Source organism: Mucilaginibacter ginsenosidivorans (assembly GCF_007971025.1).
In the GTDB taxonomy this organism is placed as follows: Bacteria; Bacteroidota; Bacteroidia; order Sphingobacteriales; family Sphingobacteriaceae; genus Mucilaginibacter; species Mucilaginibacter ginsenosidivorans.
Genome location: NZ_CP042436.1, coordinates 1,432,950 through 1,454,477, shown reverse-complemented (window position 1 = coordinate 1,454,477; position 21,528 = coordinate 1,432,950). Strand labels below are relative to the sequence as shown.

Sequence of the window (21,528 nt, the reverse complement as noted above, 5' to 3'; positions counted from 1 at the left end):
ACACCGTTATCCGGGTTATAACAGGCGTTATACAGATATGCCTGTATGATTACCCAGGATAGCTTATTCCCTTATTTAACATTTCGTAAGGTTGGTTTAGACGCTATAATCATCCATTAAAACAACCTTTTCGAAAAAAAGCCTGTATAGTTAATTAGTAAGCGAAACGCAATGCCCTGCCGGTCGATGTTTTCGAAAATAATTAATGCGGAACAGTTGCTTAGTGATTTGCTCCCCGGTACGCGGCCGGAGGACAGGCTGCCTGCTGGCTTGATCACTACTGCCGGCGCGTGGTCGGAAACAGTGTGGGCCGTTGCGGAACAATTGGGGCCCATGTCCTTAAGTATCGGGCAAATCGAACAGGGGCTGCAATTGGCTCAGGCACCGGTTTTTATTTGCGGCGTTCACCGAAGCGGGACAACACTGCTGAAAGACATGCTGGACGGGCACCCCGACCTGGTGGTTCTTCCTTCGGAGGGTACTTATTATACTAATCTTGAACACAAGCTGCTGTCGCTTCCGGAAAATGAATGGGCCGCTTTTTTAGGGAAAGAATGGCTGCGCCGGCTGGCCAACCCTATAAACCAGCCACCGTACTGGCTGCTTGGCCGCAGCGATGATCAGGCATCGCCATATGTAAATTTTGCGCGTTATCTGATGGCCTGGTGGCGGGCTGTGGATCATATACCGGGTACGCAATGGCCGCACATGGCTATCGTGCTGGCTTATGCTTCCTGCACGGGCAATTTAACCGCCAGGGCATGGGTTGATAAAACGCCCACAAACGAGCGCTTCATTGACCGTATCAGGCAGGAAATGCCGGGAGCAAAGATCATACACCTGTTAAGGGAGCCGGTAGCCACCTTAACATCGCGCAAAAAAATGGAGCCGGCCGCGGGTCTCCGCAATGCGCTCCGTTACCTTAAAGCGTCGCTGCGTATTGCCGCACGGCAGCAGGGCAGCCCCGGCTTTTTATTATTACGCTACGAAGACGTGTGCAACGAGCCGCGATCGGCAGCCAAGCAACTGGCCGATTTTCTGGGCATCCCGGCATTAGCCGTATTGAGCCGGCCCACGGTTGCGGGCAGGCCGTCGCTGGCAAATAGTTCGTTCGGCAAACCAACACAAGCAGGTATAATTCTTAAACCCGTACCATATACGCAAAAGGGCCTGTTAACCAGGGCCGAACAGCAGTTGATAGCTGCCTGTACAGGGAGACTGGCGGGAAAGCACAATTATGCATTTGAGAAGATCGGGCTTTTGCACAGCATATACCTGAAACTGCGGTACCGGGTCTTTTAAACGCTGATCAGTAAGTTATTTCACAGGAAATTTATCGCTTCGCCTTAAAGCACATGCGTGCGGCTTTTCTCTATCACCTCGGCGTAGTAGTTCTCATACACAGGCAGGATGATAGACAAATCGAATTCTTTGGCGCGGGCCAGGGCGTTTTCCTTAAACGTGTTCAGGCGTTCGCAATCCTCCAGTATGTAAACGGCACTTTCGGCCATGCCGTCGATATCGCCTATCTCACGCAGGAAACCGGTTACGCCGTCAACATTCAATTCAGGCAAACCGCCAGCATTCGAGCTTACTACCGGCACCTTGCAGGCCATAGCCTCCAGCGCCGCCAAACCAAAGCTCTCCGACTGCGACGGCATCAGGAACAGGTCGGCCACGGAAAGTATCTCCTCAATGGCATCCTGCTTGCCCAGGAAACGGACATTATCGTTTACGCCAAGGTCGCGGGCCAGTTGTTCGCATTCCGATCGTTCGCCGCCGTCGCCTACCATCAATAGTTTGGAAGGTATCTTTTCGGTCACTTTGGCAAATATCCGGATGACATCCGTGGTGCGCTTTACCTTGCGGAAGTTTGAAGTATGGATGAGTATCTTTTCGCCCGATGGCGCTATTGCTTTTTTAAAGTGGTCCTTTGCTTTCAGGCTGAAACGGGTAAGATCGATAAAGTTGGGTATCACCCGTATCTCGTTCTCGATCTCGAAAAACTCGAATGTGTCTTTTTTCAAATGCTCGGACACGGCCGTTACGCCGTCCGATTTATTGATGGAGAAGGTAACCACCGGGCTGTAGGTCCTGTCCTTACCCACAAGCGTTATATCGGTACCGTGCAGGGTAGTAACCACCGGGATATAGATGCCGTAGGTCATCAGTATCTGCTTCGCCATGAATGCGGCGGAAGCGTGCGGTATGGCATAGTGCACGTGAAGTATATCCAGTTTTTCAAACCGTACCACATCCACAAGCCGGCTTGCCAGGGCCAATTCGTAAGGCGGATATTCAAACAAAGGGTATTTGGAAACGGCTACTTCGTGGTAAAAAAGGTTCTCCGAAAAAAAATCAAGCCTCGCGGGCTGATTATAGGTCACAAAATGAACCTGGTGCCCATGGTCGGCCAAAGCCTTGCCAAGCTCAGTAGCTACAACGCCGCTGCCGCCAAAAGTGGGATAACAAACTATTCCGATTTTCATTTATGTGATCTTGCTATGGTAATGAAACTACCACACACGGCCAACAAAAATTTACTGGTTGATGTGGTAGCTTCACTGCTGCAAGTTTAACAGCAATTTAAGATAATAGTGTTAAAGCTGTGTAAAGATATTCTGACAGATTTTGCAATTAAAGGGATGTGATCCACCAGGTATTCCCAAAGGGATCGCTTATACCTGCGCTACGGCCGTATTCCTGGTCGGCAGGCGGCATAACTGTCAGCGCGCCGTGGCTCAATGCCTTTTCATATACTTTGTCGCAGTCGTCAACATAAACAAACATCCCGGCATTTTGCGGGTTGAAATCCTCCGTCGCATCGGCAAACATGATCACGCTGTCACCAATTTTCAGTTCGGCATGCCTGATGAGCGTTTCGGTGCGCATGTTTTTATACTTCTCCCTGGCGCCAAATACACTTTTCATAAAACTGAAAAACTCAGCTGCATTTTCGACAATGAGGTAAGGCATGATCTGCTGATAGCCTTCGGGAATTTTTACATCTTTCATAACCGGTTCAATTGACTATTAAAGGTAACAAATACTAAACCCTAAAGTTGAATTTTTTCGTCGGTTGACCGTCAGAGCCCCTTGTCTATCGCCTGATAAACAGCATCCTGTATTCTTGGCCTTATATTGAGGCTTGAAAGCTTATCGCTTACCTTTGGGTTAACACGATTTGATAAAAACACATAAACCAGGTTATACTTCGGATCGACCCATATACAGGTGCCTGTGTAGCCCGTGTGCCCAAAAGTTTGGTCGGATGCCATTTTAGAAGGATAATGCCTTTCGGCTATCGGGTCCCAGCGGTCGAACCCCAAACCTCTGCGGCTTACCGCAGATTGCTTTGCGGTAAACAGCTCAACTGTAGAAGGTTTAAAGTATTGCACTCCTCCATACATACCTTTATTCAACAGCATCTGGTATAGAATTGCCAGGTCGTTGGCGCCGGCAAATAACCCGGCATTCCCCGATACCCCTGCCAGCAAGGCGGCTGTCGGGTCGTGCACGTAACCAATAAGCAGGGTATGCCTGAACACCTGGTCGTTCTCGGTAGGGATGATCCGCGTGCGCGGGAAGCGGTTCAATGGCAGGAAACCCGCCGTCTGCATTCCCAACGGATCATAAAAATTTTTTTGCACGTAGGTGTTTAACGGCGTCGAGGTTATGGTTTCGAGTATCTGCTGCATCATCACCATACTCAGGTCGCTGTACACATACTGCCCGCGGGTACGCAATGGCGAATTGAATATATCCGTCAGCATTACATCCCTGAAATAGTCCTTCCTTAAAAAATAATGATCGACCACCTTATGGGTAAACACGGCCGACGAATCGAGACTAACGTCGGTAGGTTTTAATTTCTCGTACGTTGGGATATCAGGTATCAGGCCCGACTGGTGCTCCAGCAGTTCCCGTATCGCCAGGTCGCTTTTATTTGTTTTACGCGCTATAGGCATATAGGTGCCTATTGTCGAATCAAGGTTCAGGCGACCCTCCTCGTAAACGCGCATGGCCTCCATCGTAGTTGCCGAGACTTTGGTTACCGATGCGAGGTCGAAGATATCATTCAGCTTGTCGGGCATTACGTTATCATAAGTATGATAGCCGTACGCTTTGTTAAAGATCACCTTGCCATCCTTTGCCACCAATACCACGCAGCCTGGCGTGGCCTGGTTGCGGATAGCCTCATAAGCGATCTTGTCTATCTCGTCGAGATTGGATGATTTGATACCTACCTCTTCGGGCGCGGTGTACCCAAGACGTATCTTTTGGGTTAAAAAGCCACTGTTCCGTTTGTATTTGGCCGAATAGTTGGCAATAAGGTTTTGTGTTATCGGCACGCCCCCAAATATGGCCTGTGCGCTATAAAATGCTGCGACAGGCGATGGCCTCGGGCACCAGATGACAGGCGCATTTACGCTATCGAATTTCCCAAGGTTATCTCTTGTGCCAAAAAATGCTACAATAACATTTTTGATGCGCTGATTGTCGTTAATAAAACCAATAATGGCCGGGTTTTCCAGGTCGGCATCGTTAACCTGCACAATGAGCGTATTGTAAGTTTTGGTGTCAAAATCAAGGTCGCCGAGCGTTTTAATGGTGACGTAATCCGTGCCATTGTACGAATCGATGCTGGTGTATTTATTCAGCAGGCTATCAAACCCGGCTGCATACTGGTAGGTAAAATGCACGCTCGCTATCTTCAGCTCACCCACATCCAGCAAGGGAATAAGCTGCTGCTGGTTATTGAACAGGAACGTAGCTTTTTCGACAAGTTTTTCCTCGTTAACGTAAGCCTGGCCAGAGAACGGAGGGTTTTGCGCACAGGCCGAATGAGCTAAAATAAAACCGGATAATATAATTAGGTACGCCCATCCTTTAGTTTTTGCCATATACTTTTTCTCCGTTTATATAGGTGTATAATACTTTTACTCCCGGCAGTTCAGAACCTTTGATCTTCATGATATCCTTGTTCAATATCACAAAGTCGGCATACTTGCCCGGCTCTATGCTGCCTTTTTCTTTTTCCTCGAAATTAGCTTTAGCCGCCCAGATCGTCATCCCCTGCAGGGCCTGTTTGCGGCTGAGCGCATTTTCGGGCTGAAAGCCGCCTTCGGGGTATCCCTTCAGGTCCTTACGCTCCGTAGCAGCGTAGAAGGTATAGATGGGGCTGATATTTTCCACCGGGAAGTCGGTACCGAGCGGTATCCAGCCGTTTTGCTCAAGCAATTGCTTGTAAGCGTAGGCTGTTTTTAACCGCTGCGGGCCAAGCCTTGTGCCTGCCCACCGCATATCAGAAGTAGCGTGCGTGGGTTGTACCGATGGTATGATATTATAATCGCCAAAATAATGGATATCCTCCGGCGACAATACCTGCGCATGTTCAATTCGCCAGCGCCGGTCGTTTTTGCCCTTTAGTACCGAAGCATAAATCTTCAGGATAACACGGTTAGCCGAATCGCCTATGGCATGGGTACATAACTGGAAACCTTTGTCGGCCACTTTCTGTGCCACCTCTTCAAAATGTTTCTGGCTGCTCAACAAAAACCCTTTCCAGTCCTTTTGCTCTTTTTTATTATCGCTGTACGGCTGCAATAAACAAGCACCTCTTGAACCGAGGGCGCCGTCGGCATACATTTTAAATGACCTGACATCCAAACGCGGAGTTTTAAATACCCCCCGTTTAAACAGGTATTCATAATTGTCGGGCCTGTCGGACAGCATCACGTACAGGCGCATCTTTAAAACGCCTTTGTGCTGCAGGTCCTCGATGGTATTGATCATGGTATAGGGTAAACCACAGTCCGAAACCGTTGTTAAGCCTGCTGCAAAACATTTTTGCTGCGCGTCTGCCAGGGCTGTTTGTATGATCTGGTCAGTCGGTTCGGGTATTTTCCGGGTTACTATACCTACGGCGTTATCTACCAGTATCCCGGTGAGTTTTCCCTTTATGGTCTCGATCTCGCCCCCGGTGATGGTCTGGCCCGGTTTTACACCAGCCAGGTTCAAAGCAGCCTGGTTGGCGATGGCCGCGTGCCCGTCGATGCGGGTAAGCAATACCGGCCTCACCGGGAACATGGAATCAAGCTTGGCTTTATCCGGGAATTTTTTTACCTGCCATTTGTTCTGGTCCCATCCACGCCCGATCACCCATCCGTCGGGGTTGCGTTTGGAGAACATCATCACCGAATCTGCCACCTCATTCCAGCTTTTCGTATTCACCAGTTCCACTTCCTGCAGGCTCATGCCATAGCCGTAAAAATGGGAATGATCGTCCATAAAGCCAGGGTAAACCGCCTTGCCTTCGGCATCGATAACAGAATGGGCCTTGTAAATTTTTTCAAGCGAGTCGTCTTTCCCTACAGCTACGATCATGCCTTTCCTTACTACAAAGGCATCGGCCATGGTAAAACTGCTATCAACAGTATAAACTACGGCATTTTTAACCAGCAGGTCGGCGTTGAAGTCCTGTTGCTTACAGGCAACGGCAAATAGCAGGAGCAAAGGTAAAAGCTTTCTCATAAGTGTGGATTTACAATTATCCAAATATTAACTTAAAACAACAACCTTTAATTGCAAGTAGCTGAATTTCATCACTAACAAAAAAAGTGTACCGTGGTTTAAAAAATCGGCCGACGGCAACACAATAGCTTGTTAAAAAGCTAAAGTTATGCGGTCAATTAGTTAATTTTGCCCGGAACAGATCCGCGCACAGTACCGGACGATCAAGAAGGGAAATTTTTCTAAATGCCAGATATAATCCAGCTTTTACCTGATTCCGTTGCCAACCAGATAGCCGCGGGAGAAGTGGTGCAGCGCCCCGCCTCTGCCGTGAAAGAGCTGGTTGAGAATTCGATAGACGCAGGTGCCGATAAGATACAACTGATACTGAAGGATGCCGGCAAATCGCTGATACAGGTGATAGATAACGGCGCCGGAATGAGCATTACCGACGCGCGTATGTGTTTTGAAAGGCACGCCACTTCCAAAATACGCAAGGCAGAGGATCTTTTTGCTATTCGCACGATGGGCTTCCGGGGCGAGGCAATGGCATCGATAGCAGCCATATCACATGTTGAACTAAAGACCCGTCGCCATGGCGACGAACTGGGAACCTGTATTAATATCGAAGGCTCGGAAGTAGTGAGCCAGCAGCCATGTTCGGCTAACACGGGCACTTCAATTTCGGTGCGGAACCTATTTTACAACACGCCCGCCCGGCGTAATTTTTTAAAAAGCAACCCGGTGGAGATGCGCCATATCGTGGATGAATTTCAGCGTGTTGCATTGGCCAACCCGGGTATTTTTTTCACCATGCACCACGACGGGCAGGAGGTTTATCATCTGCCTGCTACTGCCTTAAAGCAACGTATTGTGCACCTGTTCGGCAATAACTATAACCAGCGTTTGGTGCCGGTGGAAGAAGATACTTCGATCATCAAGCTCCGGGGCTATGTCGGGAAGCCCGAATTTGCAAGGAAGACCCGCGGCGAACAGTTCTTTTTTGTAAATAACCGTTATATACGAGACGCCTACCTGAACCATGCCGTACTTGCCGCTTTTGAGGAACTGTTGCCCGATGAAAGCTTCCCGCTTTATGTGCTTTTTATCGAGATAGACCCGTCGAAAATCGATATAAACGTACACCCGACAAAAACCGAGATCAAATACCAGGATGAGAAATCGATCTATGCCATTATCCGGTCGGCAGTTAAACGTTCGCTGGGCAAATATAATATTACCCCTACGCTCGATTTTGACCAGGAGAATAGCATAGGCCATTTGATAACACCCACGCCGCCCGACCGGATCGTACAGCCTACCATATCCTTCAACCCGGATTTTAACCCCTTTGCTGCGGAAAAGAAAAGCAGCGAACGGGAGATACCCTTCCTGCGGAACACGGGCGATTATAATAAAACCGCCATCCCGCAAAACTGGGATACGCTGTACGAGATCAGCAAAAAGGATACCGCACACCAGCATGAGATACACGCCGAAAAGACCATCCCCGTTGAAGAACAGGAGGTTAGCAAACCAAGCGAACGGCAACTGTTTCAGCTGCATAACCGGTATATCCTTTCGCCCATTAAATCCGGCTTTATGCTGATAAACCAACAGGCAGCACACGAACGGGTATTATACGAACGTTTTCTGCAGCAATTGGAAAATCATTCGGGCACCAGCCAGCAAAGTTTGTTCCCGCAATCGGTTACACTAAACGGCGGCGATTTTGAGTTATTGAAAGAACTTTTACCGGATATCCGTGCGCTTGGTTTCGACGTAAGGGAGTTTGGCAAAAATACCGTTGTGGTGGAAGGCATACCGGCCGACCTGGGCGATGTATCGGAACACGCCTTGCTGGAACACCTGCTGGAAGGCTTTAAAAATAACCTTTCGATACTGAAGCTGGATAAGCGCGACAGCCTTGCGCGGTCACTTGCGCGTAACGCCGCAACCAAAATTGGCGTCAGGTTATCATTGGAAGAAATGAATTTGCTGATCGATCAGCTTTTTGCCTGCCAGATGCCTAATATTGCACTGAACGGAAAAGCAATTATCAGTACTTTTACCATGGCCGAACTGGCCGAACGATTTGAAAAATAAAACAATTATCTGAAACTATGAGTCAATACCGGCAATCCCCTTTCGCTAATCTAACCCCGGTTGTTAAAAACCTGCTGATCATTAATATCATATTTGCTATTGCACCTTATTTAGTGGGTAAGATATTTGACATGAATACTTCACTCGCGGCATTTTATTTCGATTCGCCGTTTTTTCGCCCATGGCAAATAGTCACTTACATGTTCATGCATGCGCCGTTGTTAAAAGAGCCAAGCCATTTGCTGTTTAATATGTTTGGGCTCTTCATGTTTGGGCCAATACTGGAATACAGTATGGGCTCAAAACGCTTCTTTAACTTCTATTTTATTTGTGGTATAGGTGCAATAGTTATGCAAATGCTGATACAAGCTATTGAAGTCCATAGCATCATGGGCAGTTTTGTGATGCCGCATCCTATTACGGACCAATCCTTTTACCAATATGGCGGCGACATAAAAGGCATAAATAAACTTGCGGAGATATATTATGCACCAACCGTTGGAGCTTCCGGAGCATTGTTTGGCATATTAGTAGCTTTCGGATTGCTATATCCCAACATGGAGTTAATGATAATTTTTATACCTATCCCGATCAAGGCTAAATATCTTGTATCATTCTATGTTTTATATGAAATATACGATAGCGTCGTTCAGCGCCCTGGTGATCATGTGGCCCACCTTGTTCATTTAGGAGGAGGATTGTTAGGGCTTATTATGATCAAAATCTGGCGCATGAGGCGCATGGACAACTTTTTTTAACCGATCAGCGTTATCGACTGTAAAGAATATTTATGAGCACGCTCTGGAACGAACTCAAGATAAAAATGCTTCACTCGGGCAGCAGGGTCAGCCTGCTGATCGGGATCAACCTTATTGTGTTCCTGCTTATCAATATACCCGCTGTTTTCGAGACTTTGTTTTGGGGGCATCAGGAAAGCCTTATCAGATACTATGCCAACGAATACCTGGCCCTGCCTTCCAATTTCGCTAAACTGATTTTCCGTTTCTGGACACCTGTCACCTATATGTTCATGCATGCAGGTATATTGCATATCGTATTCAATATGCTGTGGTTGTTTTGGATAGGACAGATATTCGAGGAATATTTGGGCACTAAACGCACGATAGGCTTATATCTTTTGGGTGGGCTTACCGGGGCGTCGTTCTTTTTACTCGGGTTTAACTTTATTCCTTTTTTCGCTCAACAAATTGGTGATGCAAGTGTGCCGATAGTTGGCGCCTCAGCAGCTGTAATGGCTATTTTGGTAGCCACAGCTACCTTATTGCCCGACTACACCATGGTGCTGATGCTTTTTGGACCGGTGAAACTGAAATGGTTAGCGATAGCTTTCATAATACTCGACTTTTTGCTTATTGCCGGCTCAAATGCCGGCGGCGAGCTTTCACATCTTGGCGGCGCGTTGTTCGGCTTTATTTATATTAAACAACTGCAGCGCGGTAACGACTGGGTCGGGTTTTTTACCAAAATGTTCAGCAAAAAGCCTCATTTAAAGGTTGCAGCGAAAAACAATGCCAGGAGTGGCGGCAATGTACCCAGGCAGGAGGATATCGACCGTATCCTGGATAAGATATCGCAATCGGGCTATGACAGCCTGACCAGGCAGGAAAAAGAAATATTATTCAGGGCCAGTAAGGATAATGAAGGCTAAAAGGGGACTAACCTTTATTGATAAGTTTTTTTTATGGATCAATATTTTCCTATGTGTTTGCCTGTTTATTAGTTACCTGGCACCGGTAATTAACCCCACCAAATTCTGGCCAGTGGCCTTTTTTGGGCTCGCTTATCCGTTGCTGCTTTTGGGCAACGTTATTTTGATCGTTTACTGGCTGTTCCGAAAAAAAAGCCTGGTTTTTCTTTCCATTGTTTGCATTGGTATTGGCTGGCGGGTATTGAACAGGAACATCGGCATGAGGTTCATATCACCCGAATCTTCCAAAAGCAGTGCGGCTTTCGCCAGGATAATGACCTACAATGTTCACAACTTTAAACGTTACGGCTCGAAGAACGACCTATCGACCAAACAGGAAATTTTACAGATAATAAAAGACCAGCAACCCGACGTTATCGGGTTCCAGGAGTTTTATACCCGGAAAAAAGGGCAGTACGACATGCTCGACTCCATACAGAAGATATTGGGCAGCAAAAATTATTATTTCGAACCGGTGCGAAGCAATGCCGATGTGGGTATCGGCCAGGCCGTCTTTTCTAAATTCCCCATCATAGCCCACGGCATGATCCAGCTATCCGAACCCACGAGCGAGAACCAATGCATCTATGTCGATATTAAAAAGGGCAATAAACCTTTCCGGTTTTACAGCGTCCACCTGCAATCGATACGTTTTGATCCCGACGATTACCGCTATCTCAACAGCGTTTCCAAACAGGACGGCAAACCAGAGGTCGGCTCGGCAAAAAGGCTTGGAAGCAAGCTTAAAACTGCCTTCCTGAAAAGGAGCGACCAGGTTTTCAAAATAAAGGCCCATGCGGCCACTTGCCCCTATCCGTATATTATTTCGGGTGATTTTAATGACACGCCTACCTCGTTCGCGTTGGCAAAGATGAGCGGGGGCATGAAAAATGCCTTTGCAGAATGCGGATCGGGACTGGGCCGTACCTATAACGGTAGTTTCCCCAACTACCAGATAGATTATATACTGGCGACCCCTCAGTTTGATGTACTCAACTATTATATCATCGAGAAAAAGCTTTCCGATCATTACCCTGTCCGCAGCGATCTTGATCTGAAATAAAATCCTTGCAAACGGATGATAAAAAATTGGCTTTCCAATTTGCGGAGATTTATTGCAGGTGCTAAAAAATCGTAAGTTTGCCGGTATGGAACAAAATCTATTTGTTTACAATACTTTAACCCGTAAAAAAGAGGAATTTAAACCGATAAACCCGCCCCATGTGGGCATGTATGTTTGCGGTCCTACTGTTTACAGCAACGCCCATTTGGGCAACTCGCGTACCTATATTTCTTTCGACCTCATTTTCCGTTATCTTACCCATTTAGGATACAAAGTGCGTTATGTACGCAATATAACCGATGCCGGGCACCTGGAGGGCGACGCAGGTGATGAGGGAGAAGATAAAATTGAAAAAAAAGCAAAACTGGCCCAGGTAGAGCCCATGGAGATCGTGCAGAAATATACGGTCGATTTCCGCGATGTGATGCGCACCCTGAACATTTTGCCCCCGAGCATCGAACCCACCGCTACCGGCCATATCATTGAGCAAATAGAGCTGGTAAAGCTTATCCTGCAAAACGGGTACGCCTACGAGGTAAACGGATCCATTTATTTCGACGTTGAAAAATACAATAAAACGCAGGACTACGGCATACTGAACGGCCGCAAACTTGAGGACCTGATCAACAACACGCGGGACCTTGGCGGCCAGGACGAAAAGCGTGGCAAGCTCGACTTTGCCCTTTGGATAAAAGCCAAGCCCGAACACCTGATGAAATGGCCATCGCCCTGGAGCGTAGGTTTCCCCGGGTGGCATTTGGAATGCTCGGCAATGAGCAACAAGTACCTGGGCAAGCAATTTGATATTCATGGCGGCGGTATCGACCTGATGCCGACGCACCATACCAACGAGATAGCGCAAAGCATGGCGGCCTGCCATACTAACCCAGCCAGGTATTGGGTGCATACCAATATGCTTACCATTAACGGGCAAAAGATGTCGAAATCCCTTGGCAACAGCATTTTGCCGCACGAGTTGTTTTCGGGCGATAATTCGATACTGAGTAAAGGGTACAGCCCTATGACGGTACGCTTCTTTATGCTTCAGGCCCATTACCGCAGTACGCTTGATATCAGCAACGATGCGATGGAAGCATCCGAAAAAGGCTTTAAGCGCCTGATGAATTCGTTTGCTTTGCTGGATAGCCTTGTAGCTTCGTCAAACGGCGAGGTGGAAATAGCTCCCTTAATTCAGCGTTGCTACGATGCGATGAACGATGATTTCAACAGCCCGGTGCTTATCGCTGAACTGTTCGAAGCCTCTCGCATCATCAATTCGGTAAAGGATGGCAAATTGAAGATCGACACGCAAAACCTGGCGCTGTTAAAACAATTAATGAACACCTTTGTACTGGATGTGCTGGGCTTAAAAGATGAACAGGCCGCTAACGACGACCTGCCGAACGTGCTGAACATGATCGTCGGCATCCGTAACGAGGCAAAGACAAATAAGGATTATGCCACATCCGACAAGATAAGGAATGGCCTGCAGGACATCGGCTTTCAGCTAAAAGACGGGAAAGACGGAACAACCTGGAGTAAAATTTAAAATCTGCACAAAAAATTGACATTTGTAATTTATCACGCATAATGCCGTTTACTGTTGAGAATAAATCCTGGCAGCCGGCATTTGCTAAAAAATGGACAGGATCGCCAAAAACCTGAAAATAAGCATGAGAAGAACCCTATTAATTGCAGCGGCAATTTTGAGTTACCCCATATTTGCTTCGGCACAAAAAACAGTTGCCGATGTGAACCAGGTTGTCGAAGCGGAAAAATCTTTTGACAAGTTGGTTGAACACAGGGGCATAAAAGATGCTTTTTTAGCCGTGGCCGACCCGGAGGGCATTGTTTTCAAGCCCCATGTGATCAAAATAACCGACTTTTATAATTCGATAGATAAGCAACCCGGTTCGCTGAAATGGCAGCCAAAATTTGCCCGTATTTCAGCAAACGGCGACCTGGCCTTTACCGCCGGGCCTTATGTTTATCAGAATGATAAAAGCAACGACGATGATAAGGTTTACGGTGATTATGTATCGGTTTGGCATCTTGACCCGGCCGACAATAGGCTTAAACTGCTGATAGACCTTGGCATACAGCACCCCGAGCCGGAGCAATCGGAAATACCTGATTTCAGGCAACCTGATACCGCTAAAGCGACCGCTCCAAGCAAGGACCCATTTAATGGCAAAGGGATAATACTAAACACCGACAAGGTATTCAACCACGAGTTAACTGTCTCAACAATAGCATCTTACAAAGAATTTCTCAGTCCAGAAGGACGTTATTACTTCCCGGGCTTCGAGCCCATGACCGGCCCGGACAAGATCATGAAGTTTATCGATAACGAAGGCATCAGCATATCTGCCCAAACAATCAATGTGGGGCGGTCAACAAGTAACGACCTTGCCTATAGCTACGGAACTGCGCGGATCAGGAAAGGCGCCATTGTTAGCGATTATAATTATGTACGGGTTTGGGAGATAGATGCCAGCCATAAATGGAATATTTTGCTGGAGGTTTTTTCGGCGGTGGAACAGTGATTTGTGATTGGTTAACTAATCACAAATCACAACAACTTCTGAATAATATCGTCGGCTGACAAACCTTCTGCTTCGGCGTGATAGCTGCGGATGATGCGATGTCTTAACACTGGCTTTGCGATGGCCTGTACATCTTCAATATCCGGCGAATATTTTCCACTGATAACTGCATGGCATTTGGCGCCAAGGACCAGGAATTGCGAGGCACGCGGACCAGCGCCCCAGTTGAGCAGGCGTTTTATTTCGGCAGGGGCGGTGCCGCCGTTCGGGCGGGTTTTAGATACCAGCTTTACCGCATATTCAAGAACGTTATCCGGAACCGGAATGTTCCTTACCAGGTGCTGAAAATAAATGATCTCTTCTGCATTCAGCACTTTATCTACCTGTATGTTTGAACTGCTGGTGGTATTTTTTACGATCTGCAGTTCTTCTTTGAACGACGGATAGTCGAGCGACACATTGAACATAAAGCGATCGAGCTGCGCTTCGGGTAAGGGATATGTGCCTTCCTGTTCGATCGGGTTTTGTGTGGCAAGCACGAAAAATGGCTGCGCCAGTTTATGCGTTACCCCCGCTACGGTTACTGCTTTTTCCTGCATGGCCTCGAGCAAGGCAGCCTGGGTTTTGGGCGGTGTTCTGTTTATTTCATCAGCCAGGATGATGTTAGCAAATACAGGACCCGAAATAAACTTAAAGCTCCGGTCCTCGCCTAAAATTTCTGACCCGATGATATCCGAAGGCATCAGGTCGGGCGTAAATTGTATACGGCTAAAATCCAGGTCGAGTATTTGCGCTACTGTTTGAACCAACAGCGTTTTGGCTAACCCCGGCACGCCAACCAACAGGCAATGCCCGTTACTGAAGATGGAGATCAGTACAGATTTGATAACCTCATCCTGGCCTATGATAACTTTGCCAATTTCAGAGATTATACGCTTATGGGCATCCTTCAGCGCATCAGCAGCTTCCACATCTGTCCGGTGTTGCATAATAGTCTATCAGGGAGTTTTAGTGGATTGTGCCGACATGGGGACATTGGCCCAGCCTTTTAATTCAGGGCATACTTCAAATTCAGGATCGATCTTGACAAATGTTTCTTTCCTGCGTTTTTCGAACCATTCGCTGATAACCCGGTTGGTTTTATCGTCAAGCGCTGCGGCTTTGATCTTTGGAAAATCCTGCTTCAGGTTTGCTTTGTGAGCGTCCGTCGCCGATTTTAAATAAAGTATCTTATATACTTTTTTGCCGGATTGTTCTGTAAAAAGCTGCGGTTGCGAAACTTCGCCTACCTTCATTGTATCAATGGTCAAAGCTACCTGCGGGTCGAGTTTGTCGGTAGGAATGTACGTGGTGCGTGTTTCAACGTTCTCGGCATTAAGCATCATACCGCCGTTGTATTTTGTTTCCTTATCATCGGAATAATAAGAAGCGACAGCCGAAAAATCAGCGTTTTTGTTTTTGGTAAGCAACAGATAAACACTATCTGCTCTTTTCTTTGCGCGTTCAATACTGGCCTCGGTAACCGAAGGCATGATCAGGATATGGCGTACATGCACCTGTTCGCCGCGGCGCTCGATAACCTGCAAAAAGTGGAAGCCATATTCCGTTTCAAAAACAGGGGACATTTCGCCTGCCTTCAATCTGAATGCCCAGGCCGCAAATTCTTTTACAAAGGTGTTACGGTCAGCAAAACCAAGGTCGCCGCCATCAGGGGCCGATCCGGTATCGTTCGAATAAATGCGTGCCAGGTTACCAAAGTCTTCTCCCTTTTTTACACGGGCAAGCAATTCTTCGGCTTTCTGCCGGTAAGGTTCCTTCTCTTCCTTATCCATTTTAGGCTGAAAAACGATCTCACCAACTTCTACTTCCTTGTTAAAGGTTGGCAGGCTATCCTTTGCCAGTTTTTTAAAATAGTTCTCAACGTCAAGTGGAGTTACGTTTATTTTCTCCGTTATCTTGCTCCGCATCCTGGTGGCCACCATATTTTCCTTAATGTCGTCGCGTATCTCATCTTTATACTGGATCACCGACCGGCCCAGGAACTGTTCGAGCCTGTCCTGCCCGCCGGCCCTGCTTATCATACCACGCATCCTGCGGTCAACTTCGTTGTCCACCTCATCATCCTTCACCGTAACGCTGTCGATGACCGCCTGCTGAGCGAGCAGTTTCTGTGTAATAAAACTTTGCACTATCTCGCACCTTACCTTGTCATTTGGCTGCCCCCCTGATGCCAGGTAGTTGGCGTAACGCAATTCGACGTCCGACTTCAGCACGATACTGCTGCCTACCACCGCCACTATTTTATCCAGGTTTCGCACCGGCTGTGCCTGCGCAAACGACGCAGTAAAAACTATACTTAATAAAAAGGCTATCCCGATCTTTCTCATTAACATTGTGTATGTTGTAAACATGCAAAGGTGCAAATTTATCGGCACACGAGCATGAATAATTTGTGCGAATATGCTGATAAAGGCTCTAACAATTAACTATTTTTGGTTAAAATTTGTTAAAAGTGAAAGTTGAACATACAAATGCCCTGCGATACATCCTGCAGGACGAATTATACCTGCTTGATGAAGATAAGAACCTGTATAACGAAACAAAAGCATCTGCACCCGAAATAAAAACGCCCCTGCCGTCTTTTAATTACCTTGGATCGAACAAAAAGAATTTTTTGATACTGGCAAACTACGCAGATCAAGAATTTGTACAAGACGATCACCTGGCTGCGCTTGAAAAGGTATTGAGTGGCATAAAGCATACCCGTGATGACGTAGCCATCCTTAACCTGGCAAAAAACGACGGCGCAGCCTATGCACAAATTGCCGCATTCTTTAACCCGCAAACCGTTGTCATTTTAGGCAAGCAGGCTTTGCCGGAAGGGTTAACCGGTCTTGATTTCAACACCATAGCGACCACTGATGGTGCGAAGGCACTGCTTACCTTTAGCTTTGAGCAAATGATGACCAACATCGACAATAAAAAGGCCTTTTGGGAACAAATAAAGAACCTTTGATATGCCTGTGAAACTTGTATTTGCCACCAACAACAGGCACAAGCTGGAAGAGGTGTCCGCCAAACTGAATGGCGCTATCGAACTGGTAGCACTGCATGATATCGGTTGCGATGAGGATATTGAAGAAACCGGCGCCACTTTTTATGAGAATGCGTCGATCAAGAGCCATTACGTTTATAAAAACTACCGGCTGAATTGCTTCGGCGACGACAGCGGCCTGGAAGTAGAAGCGCTGAACGGAGAACCCGGAGTATACTCGGCCCGCTATGCCGGCGAGCACGGGAACCATGACGCTAACATCAAAAAAGTGCTTGAAAAGCTTGCGGGCACAGGAAACCGGCGGGCGCGTTTTATCAGTGTCATTTCGCTGATGTGGAACGGGACCGAACATTTTTTTGAAGGTACGGTTGAAGGTACCATCAGGCATGGGAGAAGAGGAACAGGCGGATTTGGTTACGACCCTATTTTTCAGCCGTACGGCTTTGATATAACCTTCGCTGAGATGACCCTTGAGGAAAAGAATAAACTGAGCCACCGGGCCCGCGCAGTTGAAAAGCTGGTGCAGTTTTTAACTGAACAGGCTACTGGTCCGTCTTTGTAGCCGCCTTCCTGACCGCGGACGTATCTTTCCTGCGGGTAGCTGATGTATCGTTAGATTTTTTAATGGTGTCGGGCAATTGTTTCTGCAAACTATCTTTAAGCTGCTTTATAACCGGCAATGCGCCCGGTTTCACCGAACTGGTATCTTTCCCTGCCTTCACCGGCACTTGATCTTTTCCAGGCGGCTTTTTTGAGGGCGATGCCTTCGTTCCCGCCCTGGTCTTTGCGTCAGACTTTGTCTTATCGTTCTTTACCGTCGCATTTTTGTTCAGCGAGGGGATAATGGACTCTTTCGAGACGGGCCGCTCTTTGGGTTTCCAGATGAAGCCCTTCAGCAGTTTATCTTCCTCACTGAATTTATCCAGCGGCCCGTAGCGGTGTTCGGGCTTGTCCATAAATAGCAGCGTAGTTACCTTGCTGTCCTTAAAATTAACACGTATCCTGCTGCTGAGAGATCGCTGCATGTTGGCTACCTTGCCGCTATCGCGCGAAAAATAGATCGTTTCGGCATTGCCCGAAACGTATAAACTCTCCAGCTTATCATCTTTAAAAAATCCGCGCATTTTTTTCCCGGCCATCTGGTTGTAGTGTACCGAATCACCTTTTTCAATATTCACCACAAAGGCGTTAGGGTAAAGCTCCATATTATTGAGCTTTTTATCCCTCATCTGCAGATTGATCGTATCAGCTGATAGCTGCGATCCTTGCATCCATACGATCGGGTTGATATACAACCTTATGGTCGAGTCGCTACTGGCATAAAATGCGGAGTCGGATTTTCCCTGCAGGTCCGACTTGAACATCTTTACATGATGAAAGGCGCTTAATATCCTCACCCGGGCCGTGTCGTCCAGTTTAACCGGGCGCACCAGGTAAACCGAGTCGATCCTCGCCTTTTTCAAACTATCACGCTTGCTCAGCTTTTTCTCTGCCACCGGAGGCGGGGTTTTACCGGGCGCCTCTGTATCAGATGCCCCTTTATCCGGTGCATCTTTCGCGGACGCTACTTTTTTTGGTTCAGTGTTGTCTGTAGCCGGTTTATTTTTGTCCCTTTTTTGCTTCTTTTTGCCTGTAATAGCAATGTTTTCGCGCTTTACCGTGTCAAATTTGTAATTGTCAAAATAGTGCCGGTGCAAGTATGAACTGTCGGGTATCAGTCGCGGCGGCGAAAGATCGATATGCTTTACCGGAACTTTGTAGACTATAGAGGGGGGCTTGTTGCTTGCTGTGTCCTTTTTTGCTGTTGTATCTTTGATATGCGAAAGCCTTTCTTTTTCCTGTATACTCTTCAGGTCCTTCCATGTTATCACCCTCGTTTCCAGTGTATCGGCGGTCATGTATATGGAATCGTGCTTCATCCTGGTGGTATCCTTTTTACGGATAGAGGTATCCACCGGTAATTTCGAGAGTGTTAGCGGCTTGCCTTTTTTATTTGATCTTACTGCGGACGTATCCCCCTTAGCCTGTTTACTATTCTTTATTGAAATCGTCTTTTCGTCAACCTTACTTTTAGGCGCTACGTTTACAGGCATTGTGTTCGGTGGGGCCGATATCTTCTGCTTCTCTTTTTTGACGGAATCTGTCATACCGTTTTTATCGTCATCCGGAGTAGCTACCCGTTTATTTGCCAATGAGTCGGTTTTTGAGGTATCCTTCTGCTCGGTCACAATTACGGCATAGGCATTTTTCGTCACAACAGTGCGCTCTTCCGCTTTGTAATAATTGGCCAGGTCGCCGCGCAGCTGCATTTTTTGCTCGGTATCATTAAAAATAATGTGATCAATGGCCTTGCCGAAACCTTTCTTGCGGTCGTAGAACAAACTGTCGCCGGTCAGTGTCTTGGTTCCTTGCTTGTAAAGGTTCTTCTTACCAAAAAAGGCTTGTTCGGTATTGGTGTCGTACGATCCGTTCTCGGTATAAAGGGTATCATTATCCTTGCCTTTCTTTTTGCCGTAGATATTCGTAGGCCCATAGAAATAAGCGATCTTCGAGCCTGAATTATATTTCATCGTATCCGTCAGCGTTAAGGCGTCAGGGGTTACCAGCCTGACATCATACCGGAAATACGAATCGCGCGTTTGGGCGAAATAATACCCGTTTTTACTGGTCAGTACGTTGTCCTTGTTCACCAGCTTGCCACCACCGGTGTATGTTCCGTATTTGGTAGCTGTATTGTAGGTCAGGTAATTGGTGGTAAGCGTGGCGTCCTTATCGATCATTCTTACATTATCGGTCAGGATGGCAATTTTTGTGTTCCCGTTATAGTTCAGTTTGTCCGAATAGATATGCATCGTATCGCCCTGCGTGATCAGCACATGACCGAACGCATCGAACGTGTTTTCCCGCTGATGAAAATACGCGCTGTCCGACTGCAACGTGGAATTATCCTGCTGAAAGGTGGCATCGTACACTTTCAGCACGTCAACGCCGTTCACTTTAGCGCCCTGCACACTGGACGATTTTATCAAATTGATCACCGATTTTTGCTGGGCCGAAACGGTCAATACCGCCGTCAACATAAAAAAGGTTAATATGTACTTGATCACGGGGCAAAATTAGTTTTTTGGATGGGGTTATTAAATTAATAATTTTGGTGATGCTGCCGACCGAACGTTTCAGGGAATTTATCGTCAAGAATGATCTTTTCGGGCATCATCATAAAATATTAGCAGCTGTAAGCGGCGGCAAAGACTCTGTCCTGATGGCGCACCTGCTTAAAGCAGCCGGTTTTGATTTCGGTATAGCACACTGCCATTTTCAATTACGCGGCCAAGAAGCGTTGGCCGACAAAGCCTTTGTCAGCAGCCTCGCATCGGAATTGAATGTACCGGTTCACAATATTGATTTTGACACCAAAAAATATGCCGCCGATGAAAAGGTATCTATACAGATGGCGGCGCGCGAGCTAAGGTATCAATGGTTTCAGCAGATCAGTCGGCAATACGGCTACGATTTTATCGCGCTTGCGCACCACCAAAACGATGCTATCGAAACAATATTGCTCAACCTTACACGCGGCACCGGCATTGCCGGCCTGCATGGCATACTGCCTAAAAATGAAAATCTGATACGTCCGCTGCTGTTTTTAAGCCGGGAAGAAATCGACCAGGTCATCCAAAATAATAAACTTACTTATAGGGAAGACAGTTCAAATTCTTCCAATAAATATGCCCGCAATAAGATCAGGCTGGAGGTTATCCCGAAATTAAAAGAATTGAATCCCGCGCTTGAAGAAACCTTTGAGCGCAACCTCGGACACTTTCGCGAACTGGAAATACTGCTCGGTCAAAAGATCGGTGAATTAAAAAAGGAACTATTTACCGGGCATGACGGTGATATCCGTATCCCCGTTCAACAGGTAAAAAAACTAAATCCGCAAAAACTGTTGCTGTACGGACTTTTGAGTGAATTCGGCTTTAACGAATCCACCATAGGCGACATCATTTCGTCCCTCGATAAACACCCGGGGAGGATATTTGAATCACCGGGTTTTATTTTGTTGCTCGACCGGACCGAACTGGTCGTATCGAAAAAAGATGCCGAACCAGCACTTATAACAATTGATAAGGCTCAGCACGAGGCACATTACGGTAATTACCGGATCAGCATTTTACATGACGACTCACCGCTGATCGTCAAAGACAACCCGATGGCGGTTTCGATAGATGCGGATCTGCTCATCTATCCGTTAACGGTAAGGAGCTGGCAGCAAAGCGACCATTTTTATCCGCTTGGTATGAAAACCAGGAAAAAGCTGAGCGATTTTTTTATCGGGCTGAAAATTCCGCTGCACCAGAAAAAACACGTGCCACTACTGGTAAACGGCAATGGCGAAATAGCCTGGATCGGTGGCCTTCGTCCCGACAACAGGTATAAAGTGAGTATGAAGACCAAAAAAGTTACTATCTTCGAACTGTATAAATTATGAGCGATTTCGTATCGGCTCATACCCGGCAAATAACCCTCTTTGCGCAAA

17 protein-coding genes are annotated in these 21,528 nt (G+C 47.0%); 10 read left to right on the top strand and 7 right to left on the bottom strand.

Annotated elements, in window-relative coordinates; genetic code table 11:
- Positions 1-186 precede the first annotated feature (186 nt).
- Positions 187-1,302: a sulfotransferase family protein gene (locus tag FRZ54_RS06610; protein ID WP_187359772.1), complete on the top strand. Its 1,116-nt coding sequence runs from the start codon at positions 187-189 to the stop codon at positions 1,300-1,302.
- Between the two features lie 44 nt (positions 1,303-1,346).
- Here FRZ54_RS06610 and bshA read toward each other — a convergent pair whose 3' ends face one another.
- The 4 genes from bshA to FRZ54_RS06590 form a co-directional block, all read right to left on the bottom strand.
- Entirely contained in the window at positions 1,347-2,489 is a 1,143-nt protein-coding gene (gene bshA / locus FRZ54_RS06605) for an N-acetyl-alpha-D-glucosaminyl L-malate synthase BshA (RefSeq protein WP_147030842.1), read from the bottom strand.
- A gap of 148 nt (positions 2,490-2,637) precedes the next feature.
- A complete protein-coding gene (locus tag FRZ54_RS06600) occupies positions 2,638-3,015 on the bottom strand; it encodes a VOC family protein (RefSeq protein WP_147030841.1) in 378 nt (125 codons plus the stop codon).
- Between the two features lie 71 nt (positions 3,016-3,086).
- A complete protein-coding gene (locus FRZ54_RS06595; protein ID WP_147030840.1) occupies positions 3,087-4,904 on the bottom strand; it encodes a serine hydrolase domain-containing protein in 1,818 nt (605 codons plus the stop codon).
- Positions 4,891-6,534, bottom strand: coding sequence for an amidohydrolase (locus FRZ54_RS06590; RefSeq protein WP_147030839.1), 1,644 nt, complete (start codon positions 6,532-6,534; stop codon positions 4,891-4,893). The genes FRZ54_RS06595 and FRZ54_RS06590 overlap by 14 nt, the downstream gene beginning before the upstream one ends.
- Before the next feature lie 225 nt (positions 6,535-6,759).
- Here FRZ54_RS06590 and mutL point away from each other — a divergent pair, with 225 nt between their 5' ends.
- The 6 genes from mutL to FRZ54_RS06560 all read left to right on the top strand — a co-directional run bounded on the left by mutL (position 6,760) and on the right by FRZ54_RS06560 (position 13,936).
- Positions 6,760-8,619 (top strand): DNA mismatch repair endonuclease MutL, encoded by a 1,860-nt coding sequence (gene mutL / locus FRZ54_RS06585; RefSeq protein ID WP_147030838.1) that lies wholly within the window; start codon positions 6,760-6,762, stop codon positions 8,617-8,619.
- A 17-nt stretch (positions 8,620-8,636) separates the two neighbouring features.
- Positions 8,637-9,377, top strand: coding sequence for a rhomboid family intramembrane serine protease (locus FRZ54_RS06580; protein WP_147030837.1), 741 nt, complete (start codon positions 8,637-8,639; stop codon positions 9,375-9,377).
- Between the two features lie 32 nt (positions 9,378-9,409).
- On the top strand, positions 9,410-10,288 hold the full coding sequence (locus FRZ54_RS06575; protein WP_147030836.1) for a rhomboid family intramembrane serine protease: 879 nt from the start codon (positions 9,410-9,412) through the stop codon (positions 10,286-10,288).
- Complete coding sequence (locus FRZ54_RS06570; RefSeq protein WP_147030835.1) at positions 10,278-11,390, top strand: endonuclease/exonuclease/phosphatase family protein; 1,113 nt, start codon at positions 10,278-10,280, stop codon at positions 11,388-11,390. The genes FRZ54_RS06575 and FRZ54_RS06570 overlap by 11 nt, the downstream gene beginning before the upstream one ends.
- A gap of 85 nt (positions 11,391-11,475) precedes the next feature.
- The gene (cysS, locus tag FRZ54_RS06565) at positions 11,476-12,939 is read left to right on the top strand and encodes a cysteine--tRNA ligase (RefSeq protein ID WP_147030834.1); all 1,464 of its coding nucleotides are present in this window, start codon (positions 11,476-11,478) and stop codon (positions 12,937-12,939) included.
- A 124-nt stretch (positions 12,940-13,063) separates the two neighbouring features.
- Positions 13,064-13,936: a hypothetical protein gene (locus FRZ54_RS06560; protein WP_147030833.1), complete on the top strand. Its 873-nt coding sequence runs from the start codon at positions 13,064-13,066 to the stop codon at positions 13,934-13,936.
- A 26-nt stretch (positions 13,937-13,962) separates the two neighbouring features.
- Here the strand turns inward: FRZ54_RS06560 and FRZ54_RS06555 are convergent, their stop codons facing one another.
- Both FRZ54_RS06555 and FRZ54_RS06550 read right to left on the bottom strand, forming a co-directional pair.
- On the bottom strand, positions 13,963-14,925 hold the full coding sequence (locus tag FRZ54_RS06555; RefSeq protein ID WP_147030832.1) for an AAA family ATPase: 963 nt from the start codon (positions 14,923-14,925) through the stop codon (positions 13,963-13,965).
- Between the two features lie 9 nt (positions 14,926-14,934).
- Positions 14,935-16,323 (bottom strand): peptidylprolyl isomerase, encoded by a 1,389-nt coding sequence (locus tag FRZ54_RS06550; protein ID WP_187359771.1) that lies wholly within the window; start codon positions 16,321-16,323, stop codon positions 14,935-14,937.
- A 125-nt stretch (positions 16,324-16,448) separates the two neighbouring features.
- On the opposite strand from FRZ54_RS06550, the gene FRZ54_RS06545 reads away from it, so the two are divergent.
- Both FRZ54_RS06545 and FRZ54_RS06540 read left to right on the top strand, forming a co-directional pair.
- Positions 16,449-16,952 (top strand): hypothetical protein, encoded by a 504-nt coding sequence (locus FRZ54_RS06545; RefSeq protein WP_147030830.1) that lies wholly within the window; start codon positions 16,449-16,451, stop codon positions 16,950-16,952.
- Position 16,953: 1 nt separating this feature from the next.
- On the top strand, positions 16,954-17,553 hold the full coding sequence (locus FRZ54_RS06540; protein WP_187359770.1) for a non-canonical purine NTP diphosphatase: 600 nt from the start codon (positions 16,954-16,956) through the stop codon (positions 17,551-17,553).
- Here FRZ54_RS06540 and FRZ54_RS06535 read toward each other — a convergent pair.
- Positions 17,534-20,098 carry an OstA-like protein gene (locus tag FRZ54_RS06535; RefSeq protein WP_228462642.1) on the bottom strand — a complete coding sequence of 855 codons (2,565 nt, stop codon included), beginning with the start codon at positions 20,096-20,098 and terminating at the stop codon, positions 17,534-17,536. The two genes, FRZ54_RS06540 and FRZ54_RS06535, sit on opposite strands and share 20 nt — an antisense overlap.
- A gap of 50 nt (positions 20,099-20,148) precedes the next feature.
- Between FRZ54_RS06535 and tilS the strand changes: the two genes are divergently transcribed.
- Positions 20,149-21,480: a tRNA lysidine(34) synthetase TilS gene (gene tilS / locus FRZ54_RS06530; protein WP_147030829.1), complete on the top strand. Its 1,332-nt coding sequence runs from the start codon at positions 20,149-20,151 to the stop codon at positions 21,478-21,480.
- Positions 21,481-21,528 lie beyond the last annotated feature (48 nt).